Origin of the sequence: Pseudoxanthomonas sacheonensis, assembly GCF_010093305.1 — a bacterium.
Taxonomy (GTDB): domain Bacteria; phylum Pseudomonadota; class Gammaproteobacteria; order Xanthomonadales; family Xanthomonadaceae; genus Pseudoxanthomonas_A; species Pseudoxanthomonas_A sacheonensis.
The window spans coordinates 13,983-39,250 of the sequence record NZ_PDWS01000024.1; the positions used below are offsets into that span (position 1 = coordinate 13,983).

The following is a 25,268-nucleotide window of genomic DNA, read 5'->3' on the forward strand; positions in this document are numbered from 1 at the left end:
GTGAAGCCGTCATCCCGAACGCAGTGAGGGATCTGCTTCTGCTCTTGGCCGGTCGCGGGCAAGCAGATCCCTCGCTGCGTTCGGGATGACAAGGTTTGTTCTTGGCTGTTGGGCCGAACATTGCGCCGCTCAAGGTTTCAGGTACTTGTCGTACCACGCCAGATTGCGCTCCAACCGGTCGCGCAGATAGCTCGGCACCGTCAGCCCGTGGTTCTCTCCCGGATAGATAACCAGCTGCGTGGGCACGTTCAAGGAGCGCAGCGCTTGATACATCTGTTCGGCGCCCAGGCAGGGCACGTTGAAATCCTTCTCCGCGCACTGGAACAAGGTCGGCGTCTTGATCCGGTCGGCATGCAGGAACGGGTAGCTGGCGCGGTCGTACTGCTCGCGGTCGTTCCAGGGCGTGCCCAGTTCCAGCTCGTATTCGCGGATGTACTGGTCGTGGCCGAACATCGCGTACATGTTGGAAGCGCCGGCGCCGCTGACCGCGGCCTTGAAGCGGTTATCGCGCGCGATCACCGCATTGGTGAGGATGGAACCATAACTCCAGCCACCGATGCCCAGGCGATCGGAATCGGCGATGCCCATCCGCACCGCGTGGTCGACACCGGCCAGCACGTCCTGCACGTCCTTGTTGCCCCAGTCGGCATAGATTGCCTTGGCGAAGTCGAAACCCCGGCCGGAACTGCCGCGCGGATTCACCGCGACGATGGCATAGCCCTGCGCTGCATAGGTTTGCCAGTCGGGCATGAATTCGTGGCTGTATTCGTATACCGGACCGCCGTGCAGGCGCAGCAAGGTGGGATAGCGCTTGCCCTTTTCATAGCCGACCGGTTTCATCAGCAGGCCTTCCAGCTCCGTTCCTTCCTGGTTGCGGAAACGGATCTTCTCCACATCCGCCAACCGTTTCTCCGCCAGCCATTCGTTATGTTTTCCCAACGGGCGCAATCCATCGGCGTTCACTGCGGAAACCTCGTAGGGCTGACGGTCGTCGCCACCCAGCACCACGATGCGGCCGTCCGCGGAAACGTCGAGGTCGTAATCGAAGCGGTCGCCGTGGGTGAGGTCGGCGACCTTGCCGTCGGCCAGGTCGATGCGCGACAAGCGGGTGACCAGGCTTTGTTCGACCAGTGCGTAGATGCTCTTGCCGTCGGGCGACCAGCGCGGCTTGTAGAAACAGCGGTCGATGTCGGCCGGAATGGTTTCCTTGCCCGTCGCCAGGTCCACCACCGCCAGCTGCCAGGGCGCGTAATAGATCCACTTGTCCTCGCCGCTGCGCAGGTAGGCGATGCGCCCGCTGTCCGGGCTCCACGCCGGCCGCGTTTCCCAGTACGGATCCAGATCGGAACCGGGGAAGGTGGTCAGCTGCCGCTCCTTCGCGCCGGCCCTGGGTTCGATTGCGTAGAGGTCGAAGTTGAGGTGCCGGTCCGGGTCCGGTCCGCGTTTGGTGACGTAGGCGATCAGCTTGCCGTCGGGCGACCACGCCGGCAGCAGTTCGTCGTGGGCGCCGGAGGTCAGCTGTTCGACCTTGCCGCTGGCGATATCGAACAGGTAAAGATGCTTGCGCCGCGCGCCCAGGTAACCGGCGCCGTCTTCCTTGAACTGGTAGCGTTCGGTGACGATGGGCGGCGGGTTCTTCGGTTTGGGCGTGCCGGCGGGAAACTCCGGGTCCATCACGATCAGGGCCAGCTTTGCGCCATCGGGAGACCAGACGAAATCCTCCACGCCGTCGGCGAAGGCGGTGAGCCGGCGCAGCCGCGTTCCCTGTGCGGACATCAGCCAGGCCTGGGTGTTCTCTTCTTCTTGCTTGGCATCGGCGCCGCCTGTTTTCGCGGCCTTGGCGGTCTTGCGGTCGGACAGGAATGCCAGCCAACGGCCATCGGCCGACCACTGCGGCCGCCACTCGCTGCTGTCGGGCGTTGCGGTCAGCTGTTTGCGATTGCGGCCGTCGTAATCGACGCGCCACAGATCGGACTGGGCCATGTCTTCCTGCAGGTTCGCCGTGGTGACGGTGTAGACCAGCGACAGTCCATCGTTGCTGAGGTCGGGCTCGGTAAGGTCGGCCAGCCGGGCCAGATCGGACGGCATGAACTTTTCGCTTTCCTGCGCTTGCGCGGTGCCGGCCGCCAGCGCCAGCAGCAACATGGCCGTCGTTTTCATCTTTCGTTCCCCTGTGGCGACCGGCTTTCGGCGATGGCGCGATAGCGTTCGCGCGTCTGTTGCAGATACTGCAGCGTGGCGCTGCGTTCACCGGCGTCGTTGTAGTCGTCGCGCGCTGCGGCGGCCTCGATCACGCGGTCCAGCCAGCGGGCGAAATAAGCCGCATCCTGCGGGGCACTGGTGGCCCTGGCATCGCCCAGCCAGACCGGATTGGTGGTCGCGTACGGATACAGGTCCATCACCTGCGGATCGGCGCCGTCGTTCCAGGCGCGCAGCAGTACCCAGCCGTCTTCCAGTCCGACCGTGCCGTGCGAGTCGAGGCTGCGACGATCGCCGGACAGATCGAAGACCTTCACCACCTTGCCGTTGTTCACCAGCTCCAGGTGGTCCATCGCCACCGGCGAGCGCAGTGCGATGCGATAAGCATGCGATTGATTGGACGGCGTCGTTTCCCCAGGTTTCCTGCCGTCCACCAGCAAGCCCAGCAGCGGGCCGTTGCTGACGAAACCGTGGCCGCCTTTCAATGCTGCGGCCAGCGATGCGTTGTCGCGGCGCCCGCCGGTATCCAGGAACACGCGGTTCATGCCCACCGGGCCGCGCAGCGATGCGTAGTTGGCCATGGCGTCGGTGCCGGCGCCGGCGGCCAGGCGCAGGCCCAGGTTGAGCAGGCGGTACCAGACCGCGGCGGTGGCCTTGTGATCGGAGAAACCGACCACTTCCAGGTAGTCGATCTTGCCGCCGATGGCGTCGGCAGGCAGCGCGTTGCTCAATACCGGATCCTTGGCCGGATCGGGAAAGGTATCGAACGGATGCACGTAGCCGACCAGCCCATGTTGCGAATGCGCCAGGTCGGCGATCACGCCGTTGTGCGGATAAGCACTGTCCAGCGCGGTATGGCGATAGGCGGAGAAATCGGGGGTGAGGTAGTGGTCGTCCAGCTGCAGCAAACCAAGATGCCCCCAGAAACTGGTGTGGTACTCCTGCGCCTGCAGCAGGGTGGTGTGCGCGGTACTGGCCGCATCGGGCCGGGTGCTGAAGTAGCCGATGTCGGGGACGCGCTCTTCCTTGTTGACGATGGTGTTGAAGACCACATCCAGATCTTCGGCTTGCGCCTGGCGGACGAGGTTGGCAGGAGTGTTGCGGTAGTGGCCGCCATAGTTCATGTGCACGTGCAGATCGGCGCTGACCCAGTCGCCGAACGGGGCAGGCAGACGTTGCGGCTGCAATTTGGCGGTGATGCTGGAAACTCCGTCAGCGCCCACTTCGACTTGCTGCCGCCAGGGTGAGTACTGGAATCCATGGCGCACTTCGATGGAAGCCTGCCCGGCTGGCAGGTCCAGCAGGCACGGGGACGCGCAATGGAAGTAGTGGGTTTCCGAAGACTGCACGGCACGGTCGAAGCCATCGTCGGCCTGCATCCACGCATCGGCGGGCGCATGCGCGCGCGCATCGCTGCCGGTCGCCGACACGCGCGCCGAGATCGGCTTGCCGCGTTCGTCGACGATCTTCAGCAACACGCGGCCATGCGGGAGCTTGCGGACAAGACGGGTGGGCGCCAGTGTCGTGGTCGCGCCGCCGACCGTGTCCATGACCCGCAACGCGGTGTTGCCGTCGCGGTTGTCGATGAAGGCGATGCGCTTGCCGTCCGGCGACCAGCGTGCGCTGCGGCGGTCGTATTCGCCGAAGGTCAGCGGCAGCGGCGCCACGCCTGCCGGCGTGGTCAGCCACAGCTGCTGCCATTGGCGGCCGCGGTAACTGCCGTAGAGCAGCCGCTTGCCGTCGGGCGCAAGTTCGGGCCGCGCGCTCCAGCTGGTTTCTTCGCCGAGGATCTTCCGCGGCCGCTGCGGATTGGCCGCCTCTACCGCCCACAGGTCGCCGGTTCCCCAGGCGACTTCGGCATTGCCCACGTAGTAAAGCGTCTTGCCATCGGCCGACCAGGACGGATTGATGGCGTGGTCGAAGGCCGAGTAATAGTAGCGGTCGATCCTGCTGCGCCGTTCGCCGAGCAGCGGGCGCGCGTGGCGCAGCCGGTTGCCCTGCAGATCGGCGGTGAACAGATTGAAATGCCCGCTACCTTGGGTCGATACCCACGCCAGGCGTTTTCCATCGGGCGACAGCCTGGGCTCGACGTTGACCGCGCCGCCCGAAGTCAGCGGTTGCTCGTCGCCGCTGGCAAGATCCAGGCGCCACAGTTCGATGCTGTTGCCGTCGTAGCGCGAGAACACCACGCTGCCGCCATCGCGGCTTATGTCGGGCTGGTAGTCGTAGGCGCCGCGGGCATGGGTCAATTCGATCGCCCGGTCGCTGCCGATCGCCTGTTTCCACAACGACCCGCCCATGCTGTAGACCAGCGTCTTTCCATCTGGCATGAAACTGGCGGACGAAGGACCGGTGGTCAGCTGCGGAATATATAGCTCGCGCCAGTAGTAGCTATGCGGCAGGTCGACCTGCTTCAGCACCGGTTCGCGCGCGGCCTGCGCCGGACCGGCCAGCAACAGCGCCGCCAGCAGACACAGCGGGAACCGGTGCGCAGGCGGAGCGGCATTCATAAAGTGCCGCGCAAAGCCTGATGCAGACTGGTACGCAACATTTCCATCGCTTCGTCCACCTCGGCGATGCTGGTGGTCAGCGGCGGCATGAAGCGCACCGTGCTGACGCCGCAGGAAAGCAACAACAGGCCGTTGTGGAAAGCACGGGTGACCACGTCGTCGCACAGGCTGCGCGCCGGGGTCCGGTCCGCATCGCTTTCGATCAGTTCCATGCCGATCATCAGGCCCTGGCCGCGCACCTCGCCGATGCAGGGGTAGTCGCGTTTGAGTTCGTGCAAGCGTTGCATGAAATGCGCGCCGACCGTGGCCGCGTTATCGATAAGGCCGCCGCGCACCAGGTCCAGGGTCGCGTTGGCGGCGGCGCAGGCAATCGGATTGCCGCCGTAGGTGTTGCCGTGCGCGCCGCGCTTCCACTGCGACATCAGCGATTTGCGCGCCACCACCGCGCCGATCGGCAGGCCCGAGCCCAGACCCTTGGCCAGGGTCATGATGTCCGGGGAAACACCAGCGTGTTCGCAGGCGAACATCCTGCCGGTACGGCCCACGCCCGATTGCACTTCGTCGAAGATCAGCAGGATGCCGTGTTCGTCGCACAACGCGCGCAAACCGGCCAGGAATCCCGGAGGCGGCACCAGGTAACCGCCTTCGCCCTGCAGCGGTTCCACCAATACCGCGGCGACTTCGCTCGCAGGCACGCTGCGTTCGAACAGCATACGGATGTAGTCCAGCACGGCCTTGCCCTGGTCGTCGCCGGCGAACAGCGGGCGATACGCATTGGGATAGGGCACATGGGTCACGCCCGGCATGGTCGGTGCGAAGCCCAGCTGCTGGGTGTATTTGCTGGAGGTGAAGGACAGCGAACCCATGGTGCGGCCGTGGAATCCGCCCAGGAAGCCGATGAAGCGCGGCCGCTTGGTCACGTAGCGCGCCAGCTTCAACGCGCCTTCCACCGCTTCGGTGCCGGACTGGCAGAGGAAGCTCATCGCCGGTTCGGCCATCGGCGCGACCGCGGCCAGACGCTCGCCGAGCGCGGTCATGTTCTCGTGCCAGTAATCGCTGGAGATGTGCAGGAAATCGTCCGCCGCCGCCTTCACCGCGGCCACCACCTGGGGATGCGCATGGCCGGTCGCGCATACCGCGATGCCGGCGGCGAAATCAAGGAAGCGGTTGCCGTCCACATCCCACACTTCGGTGCCGCGGCCGTGCGACATGACGAAGGGATAGTCGCGAGGATAGGAGGGCGAGATCACTTCCGCATCGCGCGCGATCATGGCGCGGGCCTTGGGGCCGGGAAGTTCGGTCTTGAGGTGGGGGATGCTCATTGCGGGCCTTCGGGGGATTGGTTGCGGAACGTCAGAGGGGAATGGCGACCGGACGGGCGTGCGCCTGGCGGGTGCGCGCATGCAGGGCGCGCAGGATCTCCAGTTCTCTGGCCTCGGGCGGATCGACGATGCCCACGTGCGCGGCCAGCGCCAGCGGCCAGCCGACCGCGGCGCGCGCTTCTTCCACGCCGACGCCGGAGAACAAGGCGGCCAGTTGCAGTTCCTGGGTGTCCGGATGCGGCTTAAGCAGGCCGAAATCGGTGATCACCGAACGCGGTCCGCCGCCAGGAGCGCCGCTGCGCCCGCGTGCGCCTGAACCCTGCAGGTAACCGGCCGTGGTACGGAAATCCAGTTCGGCCACGAAGCTGCGCGGGGTCGCCTTCAGCATCACGAACGTCTCCCGCGCATGGGTGGCGATCTCCGGCGCGCCGCCGGCGCCGGGCAGGCGCGTGTGCGGCGTGTCGTAACTGCCGATCACCGTGCTGTTGAGATTGCCGTAGCGGTCGATCTGCGCCGCGCCCAGGAAACCCACGTCCACGCGGCCGGCCTGCAGGTAGTAGCTGAAGATTTCCGGCAGCGGGACCACGCAGGTGGCGGTGCGGGCCAGTTCGCCGTCGCCGATGGACAGCGGCAGCACATCGGGGCGCGTGCCGAGCGTGCCCGACTCGTACACCAGCACGATCTCCGGCGCGTGGGTAAGGCGGGCCAGGTTGCACGCCGCACTGGGCAGGCCGATGCCGACGAAACAGACGCAGCCGTCCCACAGCAAGCGCGAGGCCGCTATGGTCATCCATTCTTCGCGCGTGCAGATCGTCACGCCGCGTCTTCCAGCAGGCGGCCGAGGAAGTCGCGGTGATCGACGCTGCGCAACACATGTCTGTCCATCCAGATCAGGAAGCTTTCGCGGTCGCGGGCGATGGCGTCCCACTGCTGGTAGAAGGCGTTGTCCCGTTCGTAGTGTCCCTGAGCATAGGAGGGATACGCGCCGCCGGGGCAGTGCACCACCGCGCTCACCAGCCAATGGGGAAGCAGGACGGCATTCATGGCTGGGGCCAGGTTATCGACCAGTTCTTCCACCGTGACCACCAGCGATTTGGCGGCCAGTGCTGCTTCGCGCGCGGCGCCGACGATGCCGTGCAGGGCGATGTTGCCCTGCCGGTCCGCGCTTTGCGCGTGCAGAAGGGTGACGTCGGGATTGATCGCCGGCACCGCCGCCAGGGTTTCCCCGGTGTACGGGCACTGCACGCTGCGGATGGCGGGGTTGTGCGCCGGCAGATCGGTATTCGCGTAGCCGCGCAATACGCCGAAGGGCAGGCGCGCGGCGCCGGCGCAATAGGCGGCTGCCATGCCGGCGTGGCTGTGTTCGTCCAGTTGCAGCGGCGCGGGCCAACGCCGCTCCACCGCATCGCGCAGGCGGTGCAGCGAGCCGACGCCGGGATTGCCGCCCCAGGAAAAGGTCAGCTTGCGCGCGCAGCCCATGCCGATCATCTGGTCGTAGATCAGATCGGGCGTCATCCGCACCAGGTGCAGGTCGTGGCGGCGCTGGCGGATGATCTCGTGGCCGGCCGCGAAGGGGATGAGGTGGGTGAAGCCTTCCAATGCGACGCAGGCGCCGTCGTGCACGTGCTCGGCGATCGCATCGGCCAGGGTGAGGAAGCGCGCGCTCACTCCACCACCGTGCGCGATTGTTCGCGCAGATACTGCGCCAGGTAGTAGAACGAGGCGATGGCCTTGCCGGTGGAGCCGGAACCCTTCCAGCCGCCGAAAGGCTGGTAGCCCGGCCATGCGCCGGTGGTGGCGCCCTGCGGCCGGTTGGCGTAGGTGACGCCGGCTTCGATGTTTTCGAAGAAGTAATCGAGCTCTTCATCGTTGCCGTAGAAGCCCGCGGTCAGTCCCAGCGGCGAATCGTTGGCAAGCCGCATCGCTTCTTCGATATCGGAAACGCGGCACAGCATGACGATGGGCAGGAACATCTCTTCCCGGAACAACGGATGATCGGCGGGCGCTTCGGCCAGGGTCGGCGCGACGAAGTAGCCGTGCGCCAGATCGCCTTCGTCCAGGCGTCGCGCGCCATCCAGCACGCGGCCGCCGTATTGGCCCAGCAGGCTCGAACAGCGTTCGTAGTTGCCCGCCGCATTGGCGGTGGTGACCGGCCCCAGCCAATTGTCCTGCAGGCGCGGATCGCCGATGCGCAATGCCTGGATCTTCTTCTGCAACTTTTCGATCAGCGCATCGGCGACCGCGGCGTCCACGTACAGGCGCGACAACGCCGAGCACTTCTGCCCGCCCATGCCGAACGCCGAACGCACGATGCCGGTGGCCGCGCGTTCCAGATCCGCATTGGCGGTGACCACGCAGGCGTTCTTGCCGCCCATTTCGGCTATGCAGGGCCGCGGATAAGCGCCGCCCGCCATTGCCCGGTAGATGCGCATGCCCACGTCGAAGGAACCGGTGAAAGTGACGCCGGCGGTACGCGGGTGATCGACCAGCGCCTGCCCGACCTGGCTGCCGTCGCCGTTGAGGTAATTGAACACGCCTGCCGGAAGCCCGGCATCGCGCAGGCAGTCGGCCAGCAGCCGGCCGGACCAGGGCGTATCGCTGGCGCTCTTGAACACGACCGTGTTGCCGGTGACCAGTGCCGCGGCGACCGGGCCGCCGGCCAGCGCGAAGGGAAAATTGAACGGCGCGATCACCACCCAGGCGCCGTAGGGACGCATCACGCTGCGGTTGCGGGAGCGGAAGTCCGGCAACGGATCGTCCGGCAGCGGGCGATCGAAACCCTGCTGGCGTTCGAAATCCTCGGCGTAGTGGCGGAAGAAATCCGCAGTCTCCTGTACTTCGCCCAGCGCTTCCATGCGGTTCTTGCCGACTTCAAGCGTCAGCGCGGCCGCGATGGAGTAGACGCGTTCTTCGATCAGCGCAGCGATGCGCTTGAGCAGGCGCACGCGCTCGGCCGTGGCCGTCGCACGCCAGCCGGGAAAGGCGGCATGCGCCGCTTCCATCGCCTGGTCGGCCTGGGCGATGTCCGCCAAAGCGAAACGGCCCAGCACCAGGTGCTGGTCGATGGGGCTGCGGCGTTGCTCCGAATCGGCGCCCGCGCATTCTTGCCCATCGATATGCAACGCATGCGAGGCGCCCAGTCCGGCCTCGATTCCGGCCAGTGCGGCATCGAAGCGGACATGCAGATCCGCAGGCGGGTCGAACATGGTGGCGTAGGTCAGCTTGTAGCTCATGCCGGCTCCCGCTCGACATCGCCCATCTGCGCGCCCGTCATTCCACCTATAAGGCGATCGAGAAGGCTTAGCGCATCGTCCAGCTCGTTCTCTTCGATCACCAGCGGCGGCGCCAGCAGGATCAGATTGCCGCGCGCGGCGAAGGACACGCCTTGTTCCAGTGCTTCGTGCAATAGCGCCTTCAGCGGCGGCGCCATCTGCGGCCAGGGTGTCAGCGGCGTACGGCTGGCGCGGTCGGACACCAGTTCGACCACCGCGAACAGGCCGTGGCCGCCACGCACATCGCCGATCACCGGGTGGCGCGACTGCATGCGCCGCAGGGACGCCAGCATCCGTGCGCCGAGAGCGCGCGAGCGTTCGATGAGCTTCTCGTTCTCGTACGTCTGCAGCGCGGCCACGCCCGCCGCACAGGACAGCGGGTGGCCGCAGTAGGTCAGGCCGGTATAGAGCATCTGGTGTTCCAGCGCCGAGGCGATACCGGCGGACACCACCACCGCGCCAAGCGGCAAGTGCGCGCCGGTCAGGCCTTTGGCCAGCGTCATCAGGTCCGGCTTGGCTTGATCGCCGTGGCGCTGCCAGGCGAACCATTCGCCGCAACGGCCGAAGCCGCTCATCACTTCGTCGGCGATCAGCGGAATGCCGCGTTCCCGGGTCAGCTCCCGCAGCAGCGGCCAATAGTTGTCGGGCGCGACGATGCCGTTGGTGCCGGCGTTGGGCTCCATCATCACCGCGGCCACGTCGTCGGCGCCGTGACGGTCGATGGCATCGGCCACCGCGGCGGCGGCGCGCTCGCCGCATTGTCCGTCGCTGTCGCTGCCGAAAGGGCAGCGATAGGCGTATGGCGGCGGAACATGCAGCACGTCGAAGTTTTCCGGATCGACCTGCAGCCGCGTGCGCGAATCGCCCGACAACGCCATGGCCGCGTAGCTGGCGCCGTGATAGGAGCGGTCGCGCGTGATCACCTTGCCGTGCGGCAAACCGCGCGCCTGCCGCGCGAACTTGACCGCGTGCTCGTTGGCGTCGGCGCCGCCCAGGGTGAAGAACACGCGGCCGCCGTCGAAGCCGGATTTCTCCAGCAGCATCCCGGCCAGTTCCGCGCGCGGCTGCGCGCCCCAGGCCGAAGTGACGAAACACAGGCGCTCGGCCTGTGCGCGGATGGCGGCGACGATGTGCGGATGCTGGTGCCCCAGATTGCTGCATTCGGCCAGACTGCTCATATCCAGGTACTCGCGCCCCGCGTCGTCACGCAGGCGTGCACCCTGGCCGCCGACAATGGTCGGCGCCCGCCATTCGGACTGCACGCACCAACTGTGCAGCACGCTGTCGCGCTCACTCGTCACAATTCATCGGCCCCGGCATTTGTGCGGTAATCGAACACTAATTCGTATTGCGAACCCATTGGAAACCTTCTACGCTCGGACTGTCAATCCACACGCGACGGCGCATGGCAGCCAACCCCTTCGAAGAAAGCCCGGACTATGTGCAATCGCTCGCGCGCAGCCTGCAGGTGCTGCGCGCGTTCGGGCACGACCTGCCCAGTCCCAGCCTTTCGGAAATAGCGGTCAGCACCGGCCTGTCGCGCGCGGTGGTGCGGCGCATCCTGCTGACCTTGCAGCACCTGGGCTACGTGGGCGTGCGCGGACGCAGCTTCTTCCTCACCCCGCGGGTGCTGGAGCTGGGCTACAGCTATCTGTCTTCGCTGGATCTCAACGAGCTGGCGCAGCAGACCATGGAACAGCTGGCGCAGAAGGTCGGCGAGTCGTGCTCGCTGGCGGTGCTGGACGGCTACGACATCGTCTACGTGCTGCGCGTTCCGGTGCGGCGGGTGATGAGCATCGCGTTGGGAGTGGGCGCGCGGTTGCCCGCGTTCGCCGCCTCGATGGGACGGGTGATGTTGGCCGACCTGCCCGACACCGAGCTGGACGCCTGGATGCAGGGAAACAAATTCCAGCCCTATACGCCGAAGACGCTGCGCAACGCGCGCGCGCTGAAGAGCGAATTGCTGCAAGTGCGCAAGCAGGGCTATGCGATGGTTTCGCAGGAACTGGAACTGGGCCTGTGCTCCATCGCCGTGCCGATCCGCGCCGCCAACGGCTGCGTGGTCGCCGGCCTCAACGTGAGCATGCAGTACAGCGACAAGGCGCAAGGCAGGGCGTTGAAGGAAATCCTGCCCGCCTTGCGCGCCGCGCAACCTGAAATAGAGCAAGCGATCCGGCAGGGCGGCTGGGACCCGCACGTTTACAGGAGACAGGGCCTGTGACCCGCGCCTACCTCGTCGATGCGACGCGAACGCCTTTCGGGCGTTACGGCGGCGCGCTCGGCGGGGTGCGCTGCGACGACCTGGCCGCCCTGCCGTTGATCGCATTGATGGAACGCCACCCCGCGCTGGACTGGGCGGCTTTGGACGAAGTGATCCTGGGTTGCGCCAACCAGGCCGGCGAGGACAACCGCAACGTCGCGCGCATGGCCACGCTGCTGTCGGGGCTGCCGGAAAGCGTGCCCGCGGTGACGGTCAACCGGTTGTGCGCCTCCGGTCTGGAAGCGATCGGGCAGGGCGCGCGCGCGATCGTTTGCGGCGAAGCGGAGCTGGTGATCGCCGGCGGCGTAGAGAGCATGACCCGGGCGCCTTATGTCATGGGCAAAGCCGGCGGCGCGCATGCGCGCGACCAGCAGCTGGCCGACACCACGCTGGGCTGGCGTTTCGTCAATCCGCGCATGCAGGCCGGCCATGGCACCGATTCGATGGCCCAGACCGCGGAGAACCTGGCGCGCGAACACGGCATCGCACGCGCCGACCAGGACGCCTACGCATTGCGCAGCCAACAGCGCTCGTCGCATGCGCAGCGGCAGGGATGGTTCGCGGAGGAGACCACTGCCGTTCGCACCACGCAGGCAAAGCAGCCGTTCGATTTCCAAACCGACGAGCAGCCACGCCCCGACACGACTCCCGAAGGACTGGCTGCACTCAAACCTTTGCTCGGCCCGGAAACCAGCATCACCGCCGGCAACGCTTCCGGCCTGAACGACGGTGCCGCCGCCGTCCTGCTGGCTTCGCAAGCCGCCGTCGAAAAATACGGGCTGCAGCCGCTGGCGCGAATCACCGGCATGGCTTCGTCCGGCGTGGCGCCGCGGGTCATGGGAATAGGTCCGGTGTCGGCCATCCACAAGCTGCGCGCCCGCCTGGGCCTGGAGCTCGCCGACTTCGACCGCATCGAGATCAACGAAGCCTTCGCCGCGCAGGTGCTGGCCTGCACCCGCGCACTGGGATTGGCGGACGACGCCGAGCACGTCAACGCCAACGGCGGCGCCATCGCCCTGGGCCATCCGCTGGGCGCCAGCGGCGCGCGCCTGGCCATGACCGCGGCCTACGCCCTGCGCCGCCAACGCCAGCGGCGCGCACTGGTCAGCCTGTGCGTCGGCGTGGGCCAGGGTTTGGCGCTCGCATTGGAAACCCCTTAAAAAAACCGGCACGGGAACGCAATGACGCATCGGGCTTTCAAGAAAACACGCGTAGCCGGCCTGGCGGCATTGCTGTTGCTGCCGTTGGCATCGCCGGCGGCCGAACAGGCGCTGGCCGCCCAGCGGGCGCTGGGACGCGAGCTGCTGCGCGAACTGATCGATATCGACACCACGCCCGACCACGGCAGCACCACCGCTGCTGCAGAAGCGATGGCCAAGCGTTTTCTGGACGCCGGCTTCGACCCGGCCGATGTGCAGGTGCTGGGCGACAATCCGCTGAAGCGCAACCTGGTGGTGCGGCTGCGCGGCCGTGGAGAGCGCGAGCCGATCCTGTTGCTGGCCCACCTGGATGTGGTGGAAGCCAAGCGCGAGGACTGGCACGTCGATCCTTACCGGCTGACCGAGGACGGCGGCTACTTCTACGGCCGCGGCACCTCGGACATCAAAGGCGGTGCGGCCGGTCTGGTCGCAACGCTGCTGCGCCTGCGCCAGGAAGGCATCGTGCCGCGCGGGGATTACGTGCTGGCGCTGACCGCAGGCGAGGAGGACGGCGGCGACAACGGCGTGCAATGGCTGCTGGCGCATCGGCCGGAACTGATCAAGGCGCAGTATTCCCTCAATGTCGACGGCGGCGGGCCGGAGATCCGCAACGGCAAGCCGGCGGTGCTGTCGGTGGAAACGGCGGAGAAGGTCTACCTGAGTTTCACCCTCACCGCGCGCAACCCGGGCGGCCACAGCTCCCTGCCCACCGCGGACAACGCCATCTACCGTTTGGCGCATGGCCTGGCCCGGCTGTCGGCGTTGCAGTTCCCGCTGCACACCAACTCGGCCACGCGCGGTTACTACGCCGGCCTGGCCAAGCTGTATTCCGGAAGCGCAGCCGCCGGAATGCTGGCCGCTTCGCGCGAACCGCAGGATCCGGCGGCGCTGGCCCGGCTGGCGGCGACTTCCACCTACAACAACGCGCAGCTGCGCACGACGTGCATCCCCACCTTGCTGAAGGGCGGCCACGCCGAAAACGCCCTGCCGCAGATGGCGCAGGCCACGGTGAACTGCCGCGTGCTGCCCGACGAAGACCTGGCCGGGGTCGATCTTGCCCTCGAGCAGGCGCTCGCCGATCCTGGCATTGAACTGGCGCGCGTCGCCCAACCCCATCCCAGCCCGCCTTCTCCGGTCAACGCCGAGCTCTTCGCCCATATTGCCGAAGCCGCGAAAGAAACATGGGGCGAAATTCCGGTTTCGCCTTATATGTCCGCCGGCGCCACCGACAGCGTATTCCTGCGCGCGGCCGGCATGCCGGTCTACGTGTTCAACGGCATGCCCTACGATGTGGACGACGACCGCGCCCACGGCCAGGATGAACGCATTCTGGTGGCGTCCTACTACCAATCCCTTCAATTCAACTATAGATTGCTGAAAACGCTATGACCGAAAGGGCTGCCGTGGCGGGCCGCAGCGAACGGGGTATTCCAATGAAGTTGAAGTGCGGAACAACGCAATCGACAGGGCGCGCGGCCGGCAAGGCGGCCTCGCCCTGCCGGCCGCAAGGGGATGGCTCGACCGCATGAACGCCGCCGCCGCCCCCACCGCCACGCTGGAAACCGCGCTCGCGCATGCCTCGCGGCTGCTGGAGACCGATCCCGCGCTGGCCGGCGAACAGGCGACGGAAATCATCAAGGCTGTCGGCGACCATCCCATGGCCCTGCTGGTGCTGGGAGTCTCGCACCGCGCGCGCGGCGACATGGAAGGCGCATTGAAAATCCTGCGGCCCCTGGCGAACTCGCAACCGAATTCGGCCATGGCCCAGTTGGAACTGGGCATCGCGCTGGGCCGCGCGAAACAGGGCGACGAAGCGGTGGCGGCATTGCGCCGCGCGGTGAAGCTCAAGCCCGATCTGCCGCAGGCGTGGCTTGCGCTGGGCGACCACCTGATGGCGATGGACGATGCCGAAGGCGCCGACGCGGCTTATGCCAGCCACATTCGCTACTCCACCCGCGACCCGCGGCTGCTGGCCGCGGCCAACGCCTTGCACGAACAGCGCATCCCCGAAGCCGAGGCCCTGCTGCGCGAGCACCTGAAGCGTTCGCCGACCGACGTCGCCGCGATCCGCATGCTGGCAGAACTCGCCGTGCGCCTGGGCCGCAACGAGGATGCCGAGCACCTGCTCGCGCGTTGCCTGGAACTGGCCCCCGGTTTCCACGCCGCGCGCCAGAACTACGCCCTGGTGCTGCACCGGGCCAACAAGCCGGCCCAGGCGCTGGCGGAAGTCGAAACGCTGCTCGCGGTGGAGCCGGACAACGCCGGCTACCGCAACCTCAAGGCGGTGGTGCTGTGCCGGATCGGCGACTACGAACCGGCACTCGAACTGTATGCGGCGATCCTGGAAGAGTATCCCCGCCATCCCAGGATCTGGATGAGCTATGGCCATGCGCTGAAGACCGCCGGCCACCAGGATCGCGCGATCGAGGCGTATCGAAGGAGCCTGCAACTGGATCCGGGTTTCGGCGAAGTCTGGTGGAGCCTGGCCAATCTCAAGACCGTCCGTTTTTCCGCCGAAGACCTGGCGACCATGCGCCGCCAGCTGGACAAGCCCGGCATGGAAACCGAACACCGCCAGCACCTGGAATTCGCCATCGGCAAGGCGCTGGAGGATGCGGGGGAATTCGAAGCTTCCTTTCGGCATTACCAGCACGGCAACGACCTGCGCCGTGAAGTCCTGCAGTACCGTGCCGACAACACCACCGCACGGGTGGCGCGCATCATCCGCGGCTACACCCGGGAGTTCTTCGCGCAGCGCGCCGGCTCCGGCAGCGACGCGCCCGATCCGATCTTCATCGTCGGCTTGCCGCGCGCCGGCTCCACCCTGATCGAGCAGATCCTCTCCAGCCATTCCGCGGTGGAAGGAACCATGGAGCTGCCGGAAATCACTTCGATCACCCGCGAATTGCGCGGGCAGGGCGACGCCGGCCAGGCGATGCCGTACCACGACGCGGTCGAATCGCTGGGGGCCGACGCGCTGCGCCAGCTCGGCGAGCGCTACCTCAAGCACACCCGCATCCAGCGCAAGACCGACGCGCCGTTCTTCATCGACAAGATGCCGAACAATTTCCTGCACATCGGCCTGATCCAGCTGATGCTGCCCAAGGCGAAGATCGTCGATGCGCGCCGGCATCCCCTGGCTTGTTGTTTCTCGGGCTACAAGCAGCACTTCGCGCGCGGGCAGAGCTTCACCTACGGCCTGGACGACATCGGCCGCTACTACGCGGATTACGTCGAACTGATGGCGCATTTCGACGACGCGCTGCCCGGCCGGGTGCACCGTGTCTTCTACGAGGAAATGGTGGACGACACCGAAACCCAGGTGCGCCGCCTGCTCGAATACTGCGGGCTTCCGTTCGAAGACGGCTGCCTGCGCTTCTTCGAGAACAAGCGCGCCGTGCGCACCGCCAGTTCCGAACAGGTGCGCAAGCCGATCTACCGCGAGGGCGTGGACCATTGGCGAAATTACGATCCGTGGCTGGGCCCTTTGAAAAGCGCGCTGGGTCCCGTCCTGGACAGTTATCCGGCAGTACCGGAGTTTCCGTTGGCAAGATAGTTATCCAAGCACCGACAACCATCACTGGAGAGAGTGACGCAGATGAGCAGATACGAAACGAAACGAAGCGAACGAAGAAAACCCCCGTCGTCATTCGCCAGATTGCCGCTGGCAGCCGCCATCTACCTTGCGGTGGGGTCGGCGGCCTTCGCGCAGGAAGCCACGCCCGCACCGGCGCCGGCCGCGGAAAGGGAAGCGGCCACCCTGGACACCATCACGGTGACCGCGCAGAAGCGCACCGAGAACCTGCAGAAGGTGCCGATCAGCCTGCAGGTGCTGGGCGAACAGAAACTCGACGAACTCAACGTCACAGACTTCGACGACTACGTGAAATACCTGCCCAGCGTCTCCTACCAGACCTTCGGTCCGGGTTTCGCGCAGATCTACATGCGCGGCGTGGCCAGCGGCGGCGATGGCAACCACTCCGGTTCGCTGCCCAGCGTGGGCGTATATCTGGACGAGCAGCCCATCACCACCATCCAGGGCCCGCTCGACCTGCACATCTACGACATCTCGCGGGTGGAGTCGCTGGCCGGTCCGCAGGGCACGCTGTACGGCGCCAGCGCGCAGGCGGGCGCCCTGCGCATCATCACCAACAAGCCCGATCCGAGCGGATTCGAAGCCGGCTACGGCCTGGAAGCCAACAGCGTCAGTCACGGTGGCACGGGCTACGTGGCGGAGGGCTTCGTCAACATCCCGCTCGCCGAAAACGCCGCCATCCGCCTGGTCGGCTGGCAGAAGAAGGATGCGGGCTACATCGACAACAAGGCTGGCGATCGGCAGTTCCCGGTCCGCATCGACGACGGTGGAACCCCGGCCGATCCCAGCGACGACACCCAGACGAGCTGGGGCGGCGTGCTCACCAACCGCAACTGCACGTCTACCGATCTGCTCGTCTGCACCGGTCGCGCGAAGGACGACTACAACGACGTCGAGACGACCGGCGCGCGCCTGGCGTTGAAGGTGGATCTCAACGACAACTGGTCGATCACCCCGACCATCATGGGTCAGAGCCAGGTGTCCAACGGCAACTTCGCCTTCGACGAGAACGTCGGCGACCTGGCCATGAACCACTTCTACAAGGAGCGCTCCGACGACCGCTGGTGGCAGGCCGCGTTGACCGTGGAAGGCAAGATCGGCAACTTCGACCTGACCTACAACTTCGCGCACCTCAAGCGCGACGTCGATGTGGATTCGGATTACAACGACTACGGGTTCTGGTACGACACGCTGGCCTACTACAACGCTTACGACGCCGACGACAACCTGATCAATCCGTCGCAGTACATCCAGGGCAAGGACGGCTACAAGAAGGACAGCCACGAGCTGCGCCTCGCCTCGCCCAGCGAGAACCGGCTCCGCTTCGTGGCTGGCCTGTTCTGGATGACCCAGAAGCACGATATCCAGCAGCGCTACAAGATCGACGGTTTCGGCCCCCAATACTCGATCACCGGCTGGCCGGAAACCATCTGGCTCACCAAACAGGAGCGCGAGGACCACGACGAAGCGGTGTTCGGCGAACTGTCGTACGACTTCATTCCCGACGTGCTGACCGGCACCATCGGCGGGCGGCATTTCCGCTCCGACAACAGTTTGAAGGGCTTCTTCGGCTTCAGCGCCGGCTGGTCCCCCAGCTCGACTTATGGCGAGGCCTACTGCGTCTCCCAGTTCGGCGCGGATCCCGCAGCGTGGCCGGCGTTCAACGGCGCCCCTTGTACGGTCTTCGACAAGAACGTCAAGGAAAGCGGCAACCTGGGCAAGGCCAACCTGACCTGGCAGATCACGCCCACCAAGATGGTCTACGCCACCTGGTCCGAGGGCTACCGTCCTGGCGGCCTCAACCGGCGCGGGACCTTGCCGCCGTATCTGTCGGATTACCTGACCAACTACGAGTTGGGCTGGAAGACCAGCTGGGCCGACAACCGGGTGACCTTCAACGGCTCGGTGTTCCATCAGGAATGGAAGGATTTCCAGTTCAGCATCCTTGGCGCGAACGGTCTCACCGAGATCAAGAACGCCAACCAGGCCAGCATCGACGGTCTGGAAATGGACTTGAACTGGGCAGCGACCTACAACCTGCATTTGAGCGCCGGCGCGTCGTTTTATGATGCCAAGTTGACGGATAACTATTGCGGTGCGGTCAGGCCATCCGACAACCAGCCCATTACCGATTGCCCACCAGGAAGCATCGTAGAAGGAATCGAGTTTCCCAACGGACCGGAAGCCCCGGACGGCACGCAATTGCCGGTCACCCCGAAGTTCAAGGGCAACATGATCGCCCGCTACGTCTTCGACATCGGCGCTTTCCAGGCCTATGTGCAGGGCGCCGCGGTGCACGTGGGGGACCGCAAGTCCGACCTGCGTATCGCCGAGCGCGAGATCCTCGGCGATCTGCCGTCCTACACCACCGTCGATTTCTCCGCAGGCATCGCCAAGGACAGCTGGGCGCTGGACCTCTTCGTGAGCAATGCCTTCGACGAACGCGCGACGATCTCCAGGTTCACGAACTGTGCGGAGTCGGTCTGCGGTGCCTCGGGCGTGGTGCCCGAGTATCCCAACGGACAGGTCTACACCATCACCAACCAGCCGCGCACGTTCGGCGTCCGCTTTTCGCAGAAGTTCTGACCGTTCGTTTCGCCTGTCGCAGGACAAGGACCCCGGCAATTGCCGGGGTCTTTTTTCCCGGAGAAAGATTGAGGGAGCGGATGAATGCGCATCCCTGGAGCGTATTGCGAAGCGCGGAGGGCGGACGCTTCCCATGATTTGGAGAGATCGCGGCCATCGGCCACAATGGGCCATGGACAACGCCATCGATCTGCTCGAAACCGTAGAACAGGAAACCGGCCCGTCGCCGCAATGGTCCGTCATCTGGCTGCACGGCCTGGGTGCCGACGGCCACGACTTCGCGCCGCTGGTGCCGGAACTGGTGCGTCAGGATTGGCCTGTGCTGCGCTTCGTGTTCCCGCACGCGCCGGTGCGTGCGGTCACCATCAACAACGGCGTGCGCATGCGCGCGTGGTACGACATCGTCGGCATGGATTTCCCGACCCGCGCAGACAGCGAGGGCGTCGACCAATCCGTGCTGCAGACCGGCGCATTGATCGACCGCGAACACGCGCGCGGCATCGACCCGCAACGGATCCTGCTGGCCGGCTTTTCCCAGGGCGGCGCCATCGCGCTGACGGCTGGTTTGCGGCGGAAAACCCCGCTGGGAGGGCTGATCGCCCTGTCGACCTATTTGCCCGGCGCCGAGGCCGCGGCGGAATCCCTGAAAGCATCACTGGGCGAAGGCGCCGCAACCCAGCCGGTCTTCATGGCTCACGGGGCGGCCGATCCGGTGATTCCGCTGAGGTACGCCGAACGCAGCGCGCAGCTGCTGCAATCGTTGGGTTTCGCGGTGGAATGGCATCGCTACCCGATGGCGCATCAGGTCTGCGCCGAGGAAATCACCGCCCTGGGCGACTGGATGGCGCAGCGGTTCGCCCACGCCTAAGTGTGCGCCGCGTCGCAGGGTGACGCTGGCCGGAACGGTCGCTACCATGGGCTCGCATCTCTTCGCAGAACCGATCTCCGCAGAACCGAGGAAGCAGGCACCGTGAAGGTGGTCATCGCCGACGACGAACCCCTGGCCCGCGAGCGCCTGCGTGCGCTGCTGGCCGAGCACGCCGGCGTGGAAATCGTGGCCGAGGCCGACAATGGGCTCGGCGCCTTGCAGGCCTGCGCCGAGTTCCGGCCGGATCTGGTGCTGCTGGACATCGCCATGCCCGGCGTCGACGGGCTGGAAGCGGCCCGCCACCTCACCGCCTTCGATCCGCGGCCGGCGGTGGTGTTCTGCACGGCTTACGACGAGCACGCGCTGTCGGCGTTCGATGCCGCGGCCATCGACTATCTGATGAAGCCGGTGCGCGCCGAACGGCTCGCCGTGGCGCTGGAACGGGCGCGCACCTTCATCGCCGGCCGCGAAACGCAGGCGCCAGCGCAGCCGGGCCGCATTCCGCGCACGCATCTGTGCGCGCGCATGCGCGGCAGCCTGCGCCTGATTCCGGTGGAAGACGTGCACTACCTGCAGGCCGAAGAGAAATACGTGGTGGTCCACCACGCGCGCGGCGAGGATCTGATCGAAGAATCGCTGCGCTCGCTGGAGGACGAGTTCAACGGCCGCTTCGTGCGCATCCACCGCAACTGCCTGGTGGCCCGGCACGAGATCACCGAACTCAAGCGCATCGGCGACGGCCGCGTGCAGGCGGTTCTGCGCCACGGCAAGGAGCCGCTGGAGGTCAGCCGCCGCTGCGTGGCGGGATTGCGGGATACGGTCAAGAACCTTTAGCGAAGCCTGCATCTCAAAGAATTCCGTTCGCGTGTGAAATCCCGTTCGCGTCGAGAAAATCAAAAATCCGTTCGTGGTGAGCCTGTCGAACCACGCTCTTGGCGGACTCTTTCAGATCGCGGCAATTTCGCATCCTGCGAAAAGCATGGTTCGACAGGCTCACCACGAACGGGTCTACTTCGACAGGCTCACCACGAACGGGATATTTTGAAACCAGATGCCGAAACGGGATCTTGAGCTGCCTATCCAGCCCTCTGCACCGGCTTCATAATGGCCGCATGAAGCAGATCCGCATCGCCACCCGCAAGAGCCCGTTGGCCCTCTGGCAGACCGAACACGTGGCCACGCTGCTGCGCGCGGCTCACCCCGGAATCGAAGTGAGCCTGGTGCCGATGAGCACCCGCGGCGACGACGTGCTGGATCGTTCGCTGGCCGCGATCGGCGGCAAGGGCCTGTTCCTGAAAGAATTGGAGCTGGCCATGCTGAGGGGCGAGGCCGACTGCGCGGTGCATTCGCTCAAGGACGTGCCGATGGAGCTTGATGCGCCGTTCGCCTTGTCGGCGATCCTGGAACGCGCCGACCCCGCCGACGCCTTCATCAGCAATCTTCATGCTTCGCTGGATGCCCTGCCACAGGGGGCGCGAGTGGGCACATCGTCGCTGCGGCGGCAGGCGCAATTGCGAGCGCGCAGGCCCGACCTGCAGCTGCTGGACCTGCGCGGCAACGTCAACACGCGTCTGGCCAAACTGGATGCGGGCGATTACGACGCCATCGTGCTGGCCTGCGCGGGATTGCAGCGGCTGGGTTTCCACGACCGCATCGGCGTTCGCCTGGCCGCGCCGGATTGGCTGCCGGCGCCGGCGCAGGGGGCGATCGCGCTGGAGTGCAGAACCGAGGATCGCGAACTCCACGAGTTGCTGATGGCGCTGGACCACGGGCCCACTCGCCTTTGCGTGGAAGCGGAGCGGGCCATGAATCTGGCCCTGCACGGCAGCTGCCATGTCCCGGTGGCGGCTCAAGCTGAGCTAAGGGGGGATTCGCTGGTCCTGGACGGGTTGGTGGGATCGGCCGCCGAGGGCAGAGTGGTCCGGGCCAGGGTCGAGGGGTCACCCGGGTCGCATCTCGATTTGGGTCGGACCTTGGCACAGGACTTGCTGGCGCTTGGGGCGGGCGAGTTTCTCTAAGCCACTGAAATAAAAAGAACTTTGTCTTCCGTGGGGAGCCGCTGCGAACCTGGCGAGCTCTCGTGCCCATGCTGCAATGCAGCGAATCCTGGATGAAAACGATATCAACGAGACCGGTAGCGCATTTCCGGACATCGCTTGATGAACCCTCGATTACTGAGCTGTTAACTTTTTGTTTCTCGGTCTATAGTCCGGGCACGGTCCCCTCGTCAAGGGTGACTAGTAACGTTTCTTGGCGAAGTCTCTATCAACGTTTGCTGCTCGGGGAGTTCTGCAATGGCGTCCAGATATGTCTCGAAAGGTTTCAAACGAAACGCATTGACCGCTGCGCTTGGTCTTTGCTTTGTCGGCGGCTTGAACGCGCAGACCAATACCGCAGGCGCGGTGGCGGGCAAGGCGGCTTCAGGCGACACCATCACGGTCACCAGTCCGACCACCGGCTTGACCCGCACCATCACGGTCAGCGGCGACGGCAGCTACCGCATCTCCGCACTACCCATCGGCGAATACACCGTCACCCGCACCGCGGCCGACGGCACTACTTCGACCCGCGCGGCACGCGTCAACGTCGGCACCGCCGCCAACGTCGATTTTGTCAGTGGCGCCACGAGCGGCGGCAGCGCGACCACGCTGGATGCCATTACCGTTATCGGCACCGGCGCGATCAATCCGATCGACGTTTCCTCGGTCGAGTCGACCACCATCCTCACTGCCGAACAGATCGCGCGCATTCCGGTCGCCCGCGACACCACCAGCGTGGCCCTGCTCGCCCCAGGCACCGTCCGCGGCGACGCCGCATTCGGCAATCTGGCCTCGTTCGGCGGCGCATCGGTCGCTGAAAACCAGTACTACGTCAACGGCTTCAACATCACCAACTCGTTCCGCAGCCTGAACTTCTCGCAGGTGCCCTTCGAGGCGATCGCCGAGCAGCAGATCAAGACCGGCGGCTACGGCGCCGAGTTCGGCCGTTCGCTGGGCGGCGTGGTCAACCAGATCACCAAGCGCGGCACCAACGAATTCCATGCGGGCGGTAACATCTTCTACAGCCCGGAATCGCTGAATGAAGGCCCCAAGAACCAGTACTTGAGCGACGGCACCCTGCGGATCAACAACTCTGAGGATTCCACCTGGAACGCGACTGCGTCGGCCTGGGCCAGCGGCGCGCTGATCAAGGACCGCTTGTTCGCCTATGGTTTGATTTCCTACGGACGCAAGGAAGTGGACAACTGGGGCGGTCCGTTCGGCCAAACCAATACCTCATTCGCCAATTCCACGGCCGAAACCAAGTCCCCGACCTGGTTGCTGAAGATGGACTGGCAGATCACCGACAACCACCAGTTGGAATTCACCGCCTTCTCCGACAAGCAGGACCAGGAGATCGACGTTTATTCCAATACCGAAACCGGCTCCGATCGGGGCGCGTACCGGGGCACCAACTTCATCGAACAGGGCGGCGAGAACTACGTCGCCAAGTACACCGGCTACTTCGGCGATTCGTTCACCCTTTCGGCCTTGTACGGCCACGGCGAATTCTCTCGCGGGCAGTATCTTGTCACCGCAGATGGCGAGCGTATTGCTTTCAGCGGCGATCTCAACCAGCCCATCGGCGGTTGCCCGGACATCCTCGACGTCCGTCCCGGCTATCGCACCGCCGTCACCGGAACCTACCGCAGCAGCTGCACCATCGCCTTCGGCAACCAGTTGCAGCGCGAGGATTCCAAGGACACCCGGGACCAGTTCCGCATCGACGCCGAGTGGCAGTTGGGCGACCACTTGTTGCGCTTCGGCTACGACCTGGACGATTACGAGTCGGTCGCGGGGCAGATCCGCGAAGGCGGACGGTTGTGGCGTTACTCGACCAGTAATGGTCCGGACGGCCAGCCGAACACGGGCGACGAGTTCGATATCGCCCGCGAGCAGATCACCCGCTCGGGCGCTTCGCTCAAGGTCGAGCAGCGCGCGTTGTACATCCAGGACAGCTGGAACATCACCGACAACTTCATCGCCTACCTGGGCGGCCGCTGGGATTCTTTCGAGAACCTCAACGGCGCGGGCGAAACCTACGTCAAGATCGACGACCAGTTCGGTCCGCGCCTGGGCTTCTCCTGGGACGTGAAGGGCGATTCGACCTTCAAGGTGTTCGGTAACGCCGGTCGTTATGCACTGCCGCTGACGCCGAGCGTCGCCTTGCGCGGCGCCAGCGCTTCCTTCTTCACCCGTCAGCAGTTCAACTTCACTGGCGTGGATCCCGTTACCGGCGCGCCCTTGGGTTTGACTCCGCGTCCCGGTCAACAGGAGCCGAGGTTCATCAACGGCGAGGACGGTACGCCGTCCAATCCGCTGACCATCGCCGCCAGGAACCTCAAGCCGCAATACCAGGACGAATACATCCTGGGCCTGCAGATGGCGTTGACCGATCACTTCTCGCTCGGTGCGCGAGGCATCTACCGCGACCTGAAGACGGCGATCGACGACAACTGCGACTACACGGTCATCCTGGACTATGCGGCTGAGCACGGCCTGACCCCGGTCTATCCGAACCCGGGCTTCCCGTATTGCCGCATGTTCAACCCGGGCGAAGACACCGTGTTGCTCACCGACATCGAAGGCAACGGCGTGCTCACCGAGATCACCGTGCCCGGCGCGCGTCTGGCTCCCAAGGCCAAGCGCAAGTACACCGCACTGGAACTTTTCTTCGACGGCACCTGGGACAAGTTCTTCCTGCAGGGCTCGTACACCTACGCCAAGAGCAAGGGCAACACCGAAGGCGGCGTGAAGTCGGACATCGGCCAGGCCGATACCAACGTCACCCAGGACTTCGACTACATCGAACTCACCGTCGATACCTATGGTTACCTGCCCAACGACCGTCGTCACAGCCTCAAGCTGTTCGGCAACTACGAGATCAGCGATCAATGGTCAGTGGGCGCCAACCTCTTGGTGCAGTCGGGCCGTCCGAAGAACTGCATCGGCGTCCTCGACCGCGACCCGAATCGTCTCCCGGGCGACGGCCCGAGCCAACCGGCGCCCGACGGCACGTACAACCCGCATCCGTACGGCGCAGCGTTCTTCAGGTGCAACAACCTGCCTGTCCCCCGCGGCACTTCGGGCAGGTTGCCTTGGACGAGCAACCTCGACCTCAACGTCGCTTATCGACCGGCCGCGATCGAGGGCTTGCAGTTCAAACTCGATATTTTCAACGTATTCGATTCGCAGGAGGTGACTTCGGTAAGCGAGATCGCCGAGGATCCGGTGACCGGTACACCCGTGGCGACGTACTTGATGCCGACTTCGTACCAGCAACCGCGTTCGGTACGCTTCATGGTCCAGTACGACTTCTGATTGGAAACATCGCGCAGCGGCCGCCGGAGTGCGGCCGCTGCCGCGAGCAACAGTTAATCGATCATCACGAATCAGACCCGGTGGAAAGATGGCGGTT

Annotated in this window: 16 protein-coding genes; 9 read left to right on the top strand and 7 right to left on the bottom strand. The window is 65.5% G+C overall.

Features of this window, described 5'->3' with window-relative positions; genetic code table 11:
- Window positions 1-129 precede the first annotated feature (129 nt).
- From CSC73_RS17000 to CSC73_RS17030, 7 genes are read right to left on the bottom strand one after another with little or no spacing between them, the layout of a single operon-like run.
- Window positions 130-2,160 carry a S9 family peptidase gene (locus CSC73_RS17000; RefSeq protein ID WP_163842865.1) on the bottom strand — a complete coding sequence of 677 codons (2,031 nt, stop codon included), beginning with the start codon at window positions 2,158-2,160 and terminating at the stop codon, window positions 130-132.
- Entirely contained in the window at window positions 2,157-4,709 is a 2,553-nt protein-coding gene (locus CSC73_RS17005; RefSeq protein WP_163842868.1) for a CehA/McbA family metallohydrolase, read from the bottom strand. The genes CSC73_RS17000 and CSC73_RS17005 overlap by 4 nt, the downstream gene beginning before the upstream one ends.
- Window positions 4,706-6,031, bottom strand: coding sequence for an acetyl ornithine aminotransferase family protein (locus CSC73_RS17010; RefSeq protein WP_163842870.1), 1,326 nt, complete (start codon window positions 6,029-6,031; stop codon window positions 4,706-4,708). The genes CSC73_RS17005 and CSC73_RS17010 overlap by 4 nt, the downstream gene beginning before the upstream one ends.
- A 31-nt stretch (window positions 6,032-6,062) precedes the next feature.
- Window positions 6,063-6,848, bottom strand: a complete 786-nt coding sequence (locus CSC73_RS17015; RefSeq protein WP_163842873.1) for a CoA-transferase subunit beta — start codon at window positions 6,846-6,848, stop codon at window positions 6,063-6,065.
- A complete protein-coding gene (locus CSC73_RS17020; protein ID WP_170299072.1) occupies window positions 6,845-7,699 on the bottom strand; it encodes a CoA transferase subunit A in 855 nt (284 codons plus the stop codon). The genes CSC73_RS17015 and CSC73_RS17020 overlap by 4 nt, the downstream gene beginning before the upstream one ends.
- On the bottom strand, window positions 7,696-9,264 hold the full coding sequence (locus CSC73_RS17025) for an aldehyde dehydrogenase family protein (RefSeq protein WP_163842878.1): 1,569 nt from the start codon (window positions 9,262-9,264) through the stop codon (window positions 7,696-7,698). Before CSC73_RS17025 ends, CSC73_RS17020 begins: the two co-directional genes overlap by 4 nt.
- Window positions 9,261-10,604 carry an aminotransferase family protein gene (locus CSC73_RS17030; RefSeq protein WP_163842881.1) on the bottom strand — a complete coding sequence of 448 codons (1,344 nt, stop codon included), beginning with the start codon at window positions 10,602-10,604 and terminating at the stop codon, window positions 9,261-9,263. Before CSC73_RS17030 ends, CSC73_RS17025 begins: the two co-directional genes overlap by 4 nt.
- Window positions 10,605-10,708: 104 nt before the next feature.
- Between CSC73_RS17030 and CSC73_RS17035 the strand changes: the two genes are divergently transcribed.
- From CSC73_RS17035 to CSC73_RS17075, 9 genes are all read left to right on the top strand, one after another.
- A complete protein-coding gene (locus CSC73_RS17035) occupies window positions 10,709-11,524 on the top strand; it encodes an IclR family transcriptional regulator domain-containing protein (RefSeq protein ID WP_163842884.1) in 816 nt (271 codons plus the stop codon).
- Window positions 11,521-12,723, top strand: coding sequence for a 3-oxoadipyl-CoA thiolase (pcaF, locus tag CSC73_RS17040; protein ID WP_163842886.1), 1,203 nt, complete (start codon window positions 11,521-11,523; stop codon window positions 12,721-12,723). Before CSC73_RS17035 ends, pcaF begins: the two co-directional genes overlap by 4 nt.
- A gap of 21 nt (window positions 12,724-12,744) precedes the next feature.
- Window positions 12,745-14,151, top strand: a complete 1,407-nt coding sequence (locus CSC73_RS17045; protein WP_163842889.1) for a M20/M25/M40 family metallo-hydrolase — start codon at window positions 12,745-12,747, stop codon at window positions 14,149-14,151.
- 136 nt (window positions 14,152-14,287) lie between these two features.
- Window positions 14,288-16,318: a tetratricopeptide repeat-containing sulfotransferase family protein gene (locus tag CSC73_RS17050; RefSeq protein WP_163842892.1), complete on the top strand. Its 2,031-nt coding sequence runs from the start codon at window positions 14,288-14,290 to the stop codon at window positions 16,316-16,318.
- A gap of 42 nt (window positions 16,319-16,360) precedes the next feature.
- A complete protein-coding gene (locus CSC73_RS17055; protein WP_163842894.1) occupies window positions 16,361-18,943 on the top strand; it encodes a TonB-dependent receptor in 2,583 nt (860 codons plus the stop codon).
- A 172-nt stretch (window positions 18,944-19,115) separates the two neighbouring features.
- Window positions 19,116-19,811, top strand: coding sequence for an alpha/beta hydrolase (locus CSC73_RS17060; RefSeq protein WP_163842897.1), 696 nt, complete (start codon window positions 19,116-19,118; stop codon window positions 19,809-19,811).
- A gap of 102 nt (window positions 19,812-19,913) precedes the next feature.
- Window positions 19,914-20,645, top strand: coding sequence for a LytR/AlgR family response regulator transcription factor (locus CSC73_RS17065; RefSeq protein WP_163842900.1), 732 nt, complete (start codon window positions 19,914-19,916; stop codon window positions 20,643-20,645).
- A 278-nt stretch (window positions 20,646-20,923) separates the two neighbouring features.
- Window positions 20,924-21,829, top strand: a complete 906-nt coding sequence (hemC, locus tag CSC73_RS17070) for a hydroxymethylbilane synthase (RefSeq protein WP_163842903.1) — start codon at window positions 20,924-20,926, stop codon at window positions 21,827-21,829.
- A gap of 276 nt (window positions 21,830-22,105) precedes the next feature.
- A complete protein-coding gene (locus tag CSC73_RS17075; protein WP_211840918.1) occupies window positions 22,106-25,171 on the top strand; it encodes a TonB-dependent receptor in 3,066 nt (1,021 codons plus the stop codon).
- Window positions 25,172-25,268: the final 97 nt, after the last annotated feature.

Bases quoted from the DNA above. Each gene is read 5' to 3' on its own strand.
- CSC73_RS17060 (WP_163842897.1), top strand. From the start codon at position 19,116: ATGGACAACGCCATCGATCTGCTCGAAACCGTAGAACAGGAAACCGGC.
- CSC73_RS17050 (WP_163842892.1), top strand. From the start codon at position 14,288: ATGAACGCCGCCGCCGCCCCCACCGCCACGCTGGAAACCGCGCTCGCG.
- CSC73_RS17010 (WP_163842870.1), bottom strand. From the start codon at position 6,031: ATGAGCATCCCCCACCTCAAGACCGAACTTCCCGGCCCCAAGGCCCGC.
- CSC73_RS17000 (WP_163842865.1), bottom strand. From the start codon at position 2,160: ATGAAAACGACGGCCATGTTGCTGCTGGCGCTGGCGGCCGGCACCGCG.
- hemC (WP_163842903.1), top strand. From the start codon at position 20,924: ATGAAGCAGATCCGCATCGCCACCCGCAAGAGCCCGTTGGCCCTCTGG.
- CSC73_RS17055 (WP_163842894.1), top strand. From the start codon at position 16,361: ATGAGCAGATACGAAACGAAACGAAGCGAACGAAGAAAACCCCCGTCG.
- CSC73_RS17035 (WP_163842884.1), top strand. From the start codon at position 10,709: ATGGCAGCCAACCCCTTCGAAGAAAGCCCGGACTATGTGCAATCGCTC.
- CSC73_RS17045 (WP_163842889.1), top strand. From the start codon at position 12,745: ATGACGCATCGGGCTTTCAAGAAAACACGCGTAGCCGGCCTGGCGGCA.
- CSC73_RS17025 (WP_163842878.1), bottom strand. From the start codon at position 9,264: ATGAGCTACAAGCTGACCTACGCCACCATGTTCGACCCGCCTGCGGAT.
- CSC73_RS17075 (WP_211840918.1), top strand. From the start codon at position 22,106: ATGGCGTCCAGATATGTCTCGAAAGGTTTCAAACGAAACGCATTGACC.
- CSC73_RS17005 (WP_163842868.1), bottom strand. From the start codon at position 4,709: ATGAATGCCGCTCCGCCTGCGCACCGGTTCCCGCTGTGTCTGCTGGCG.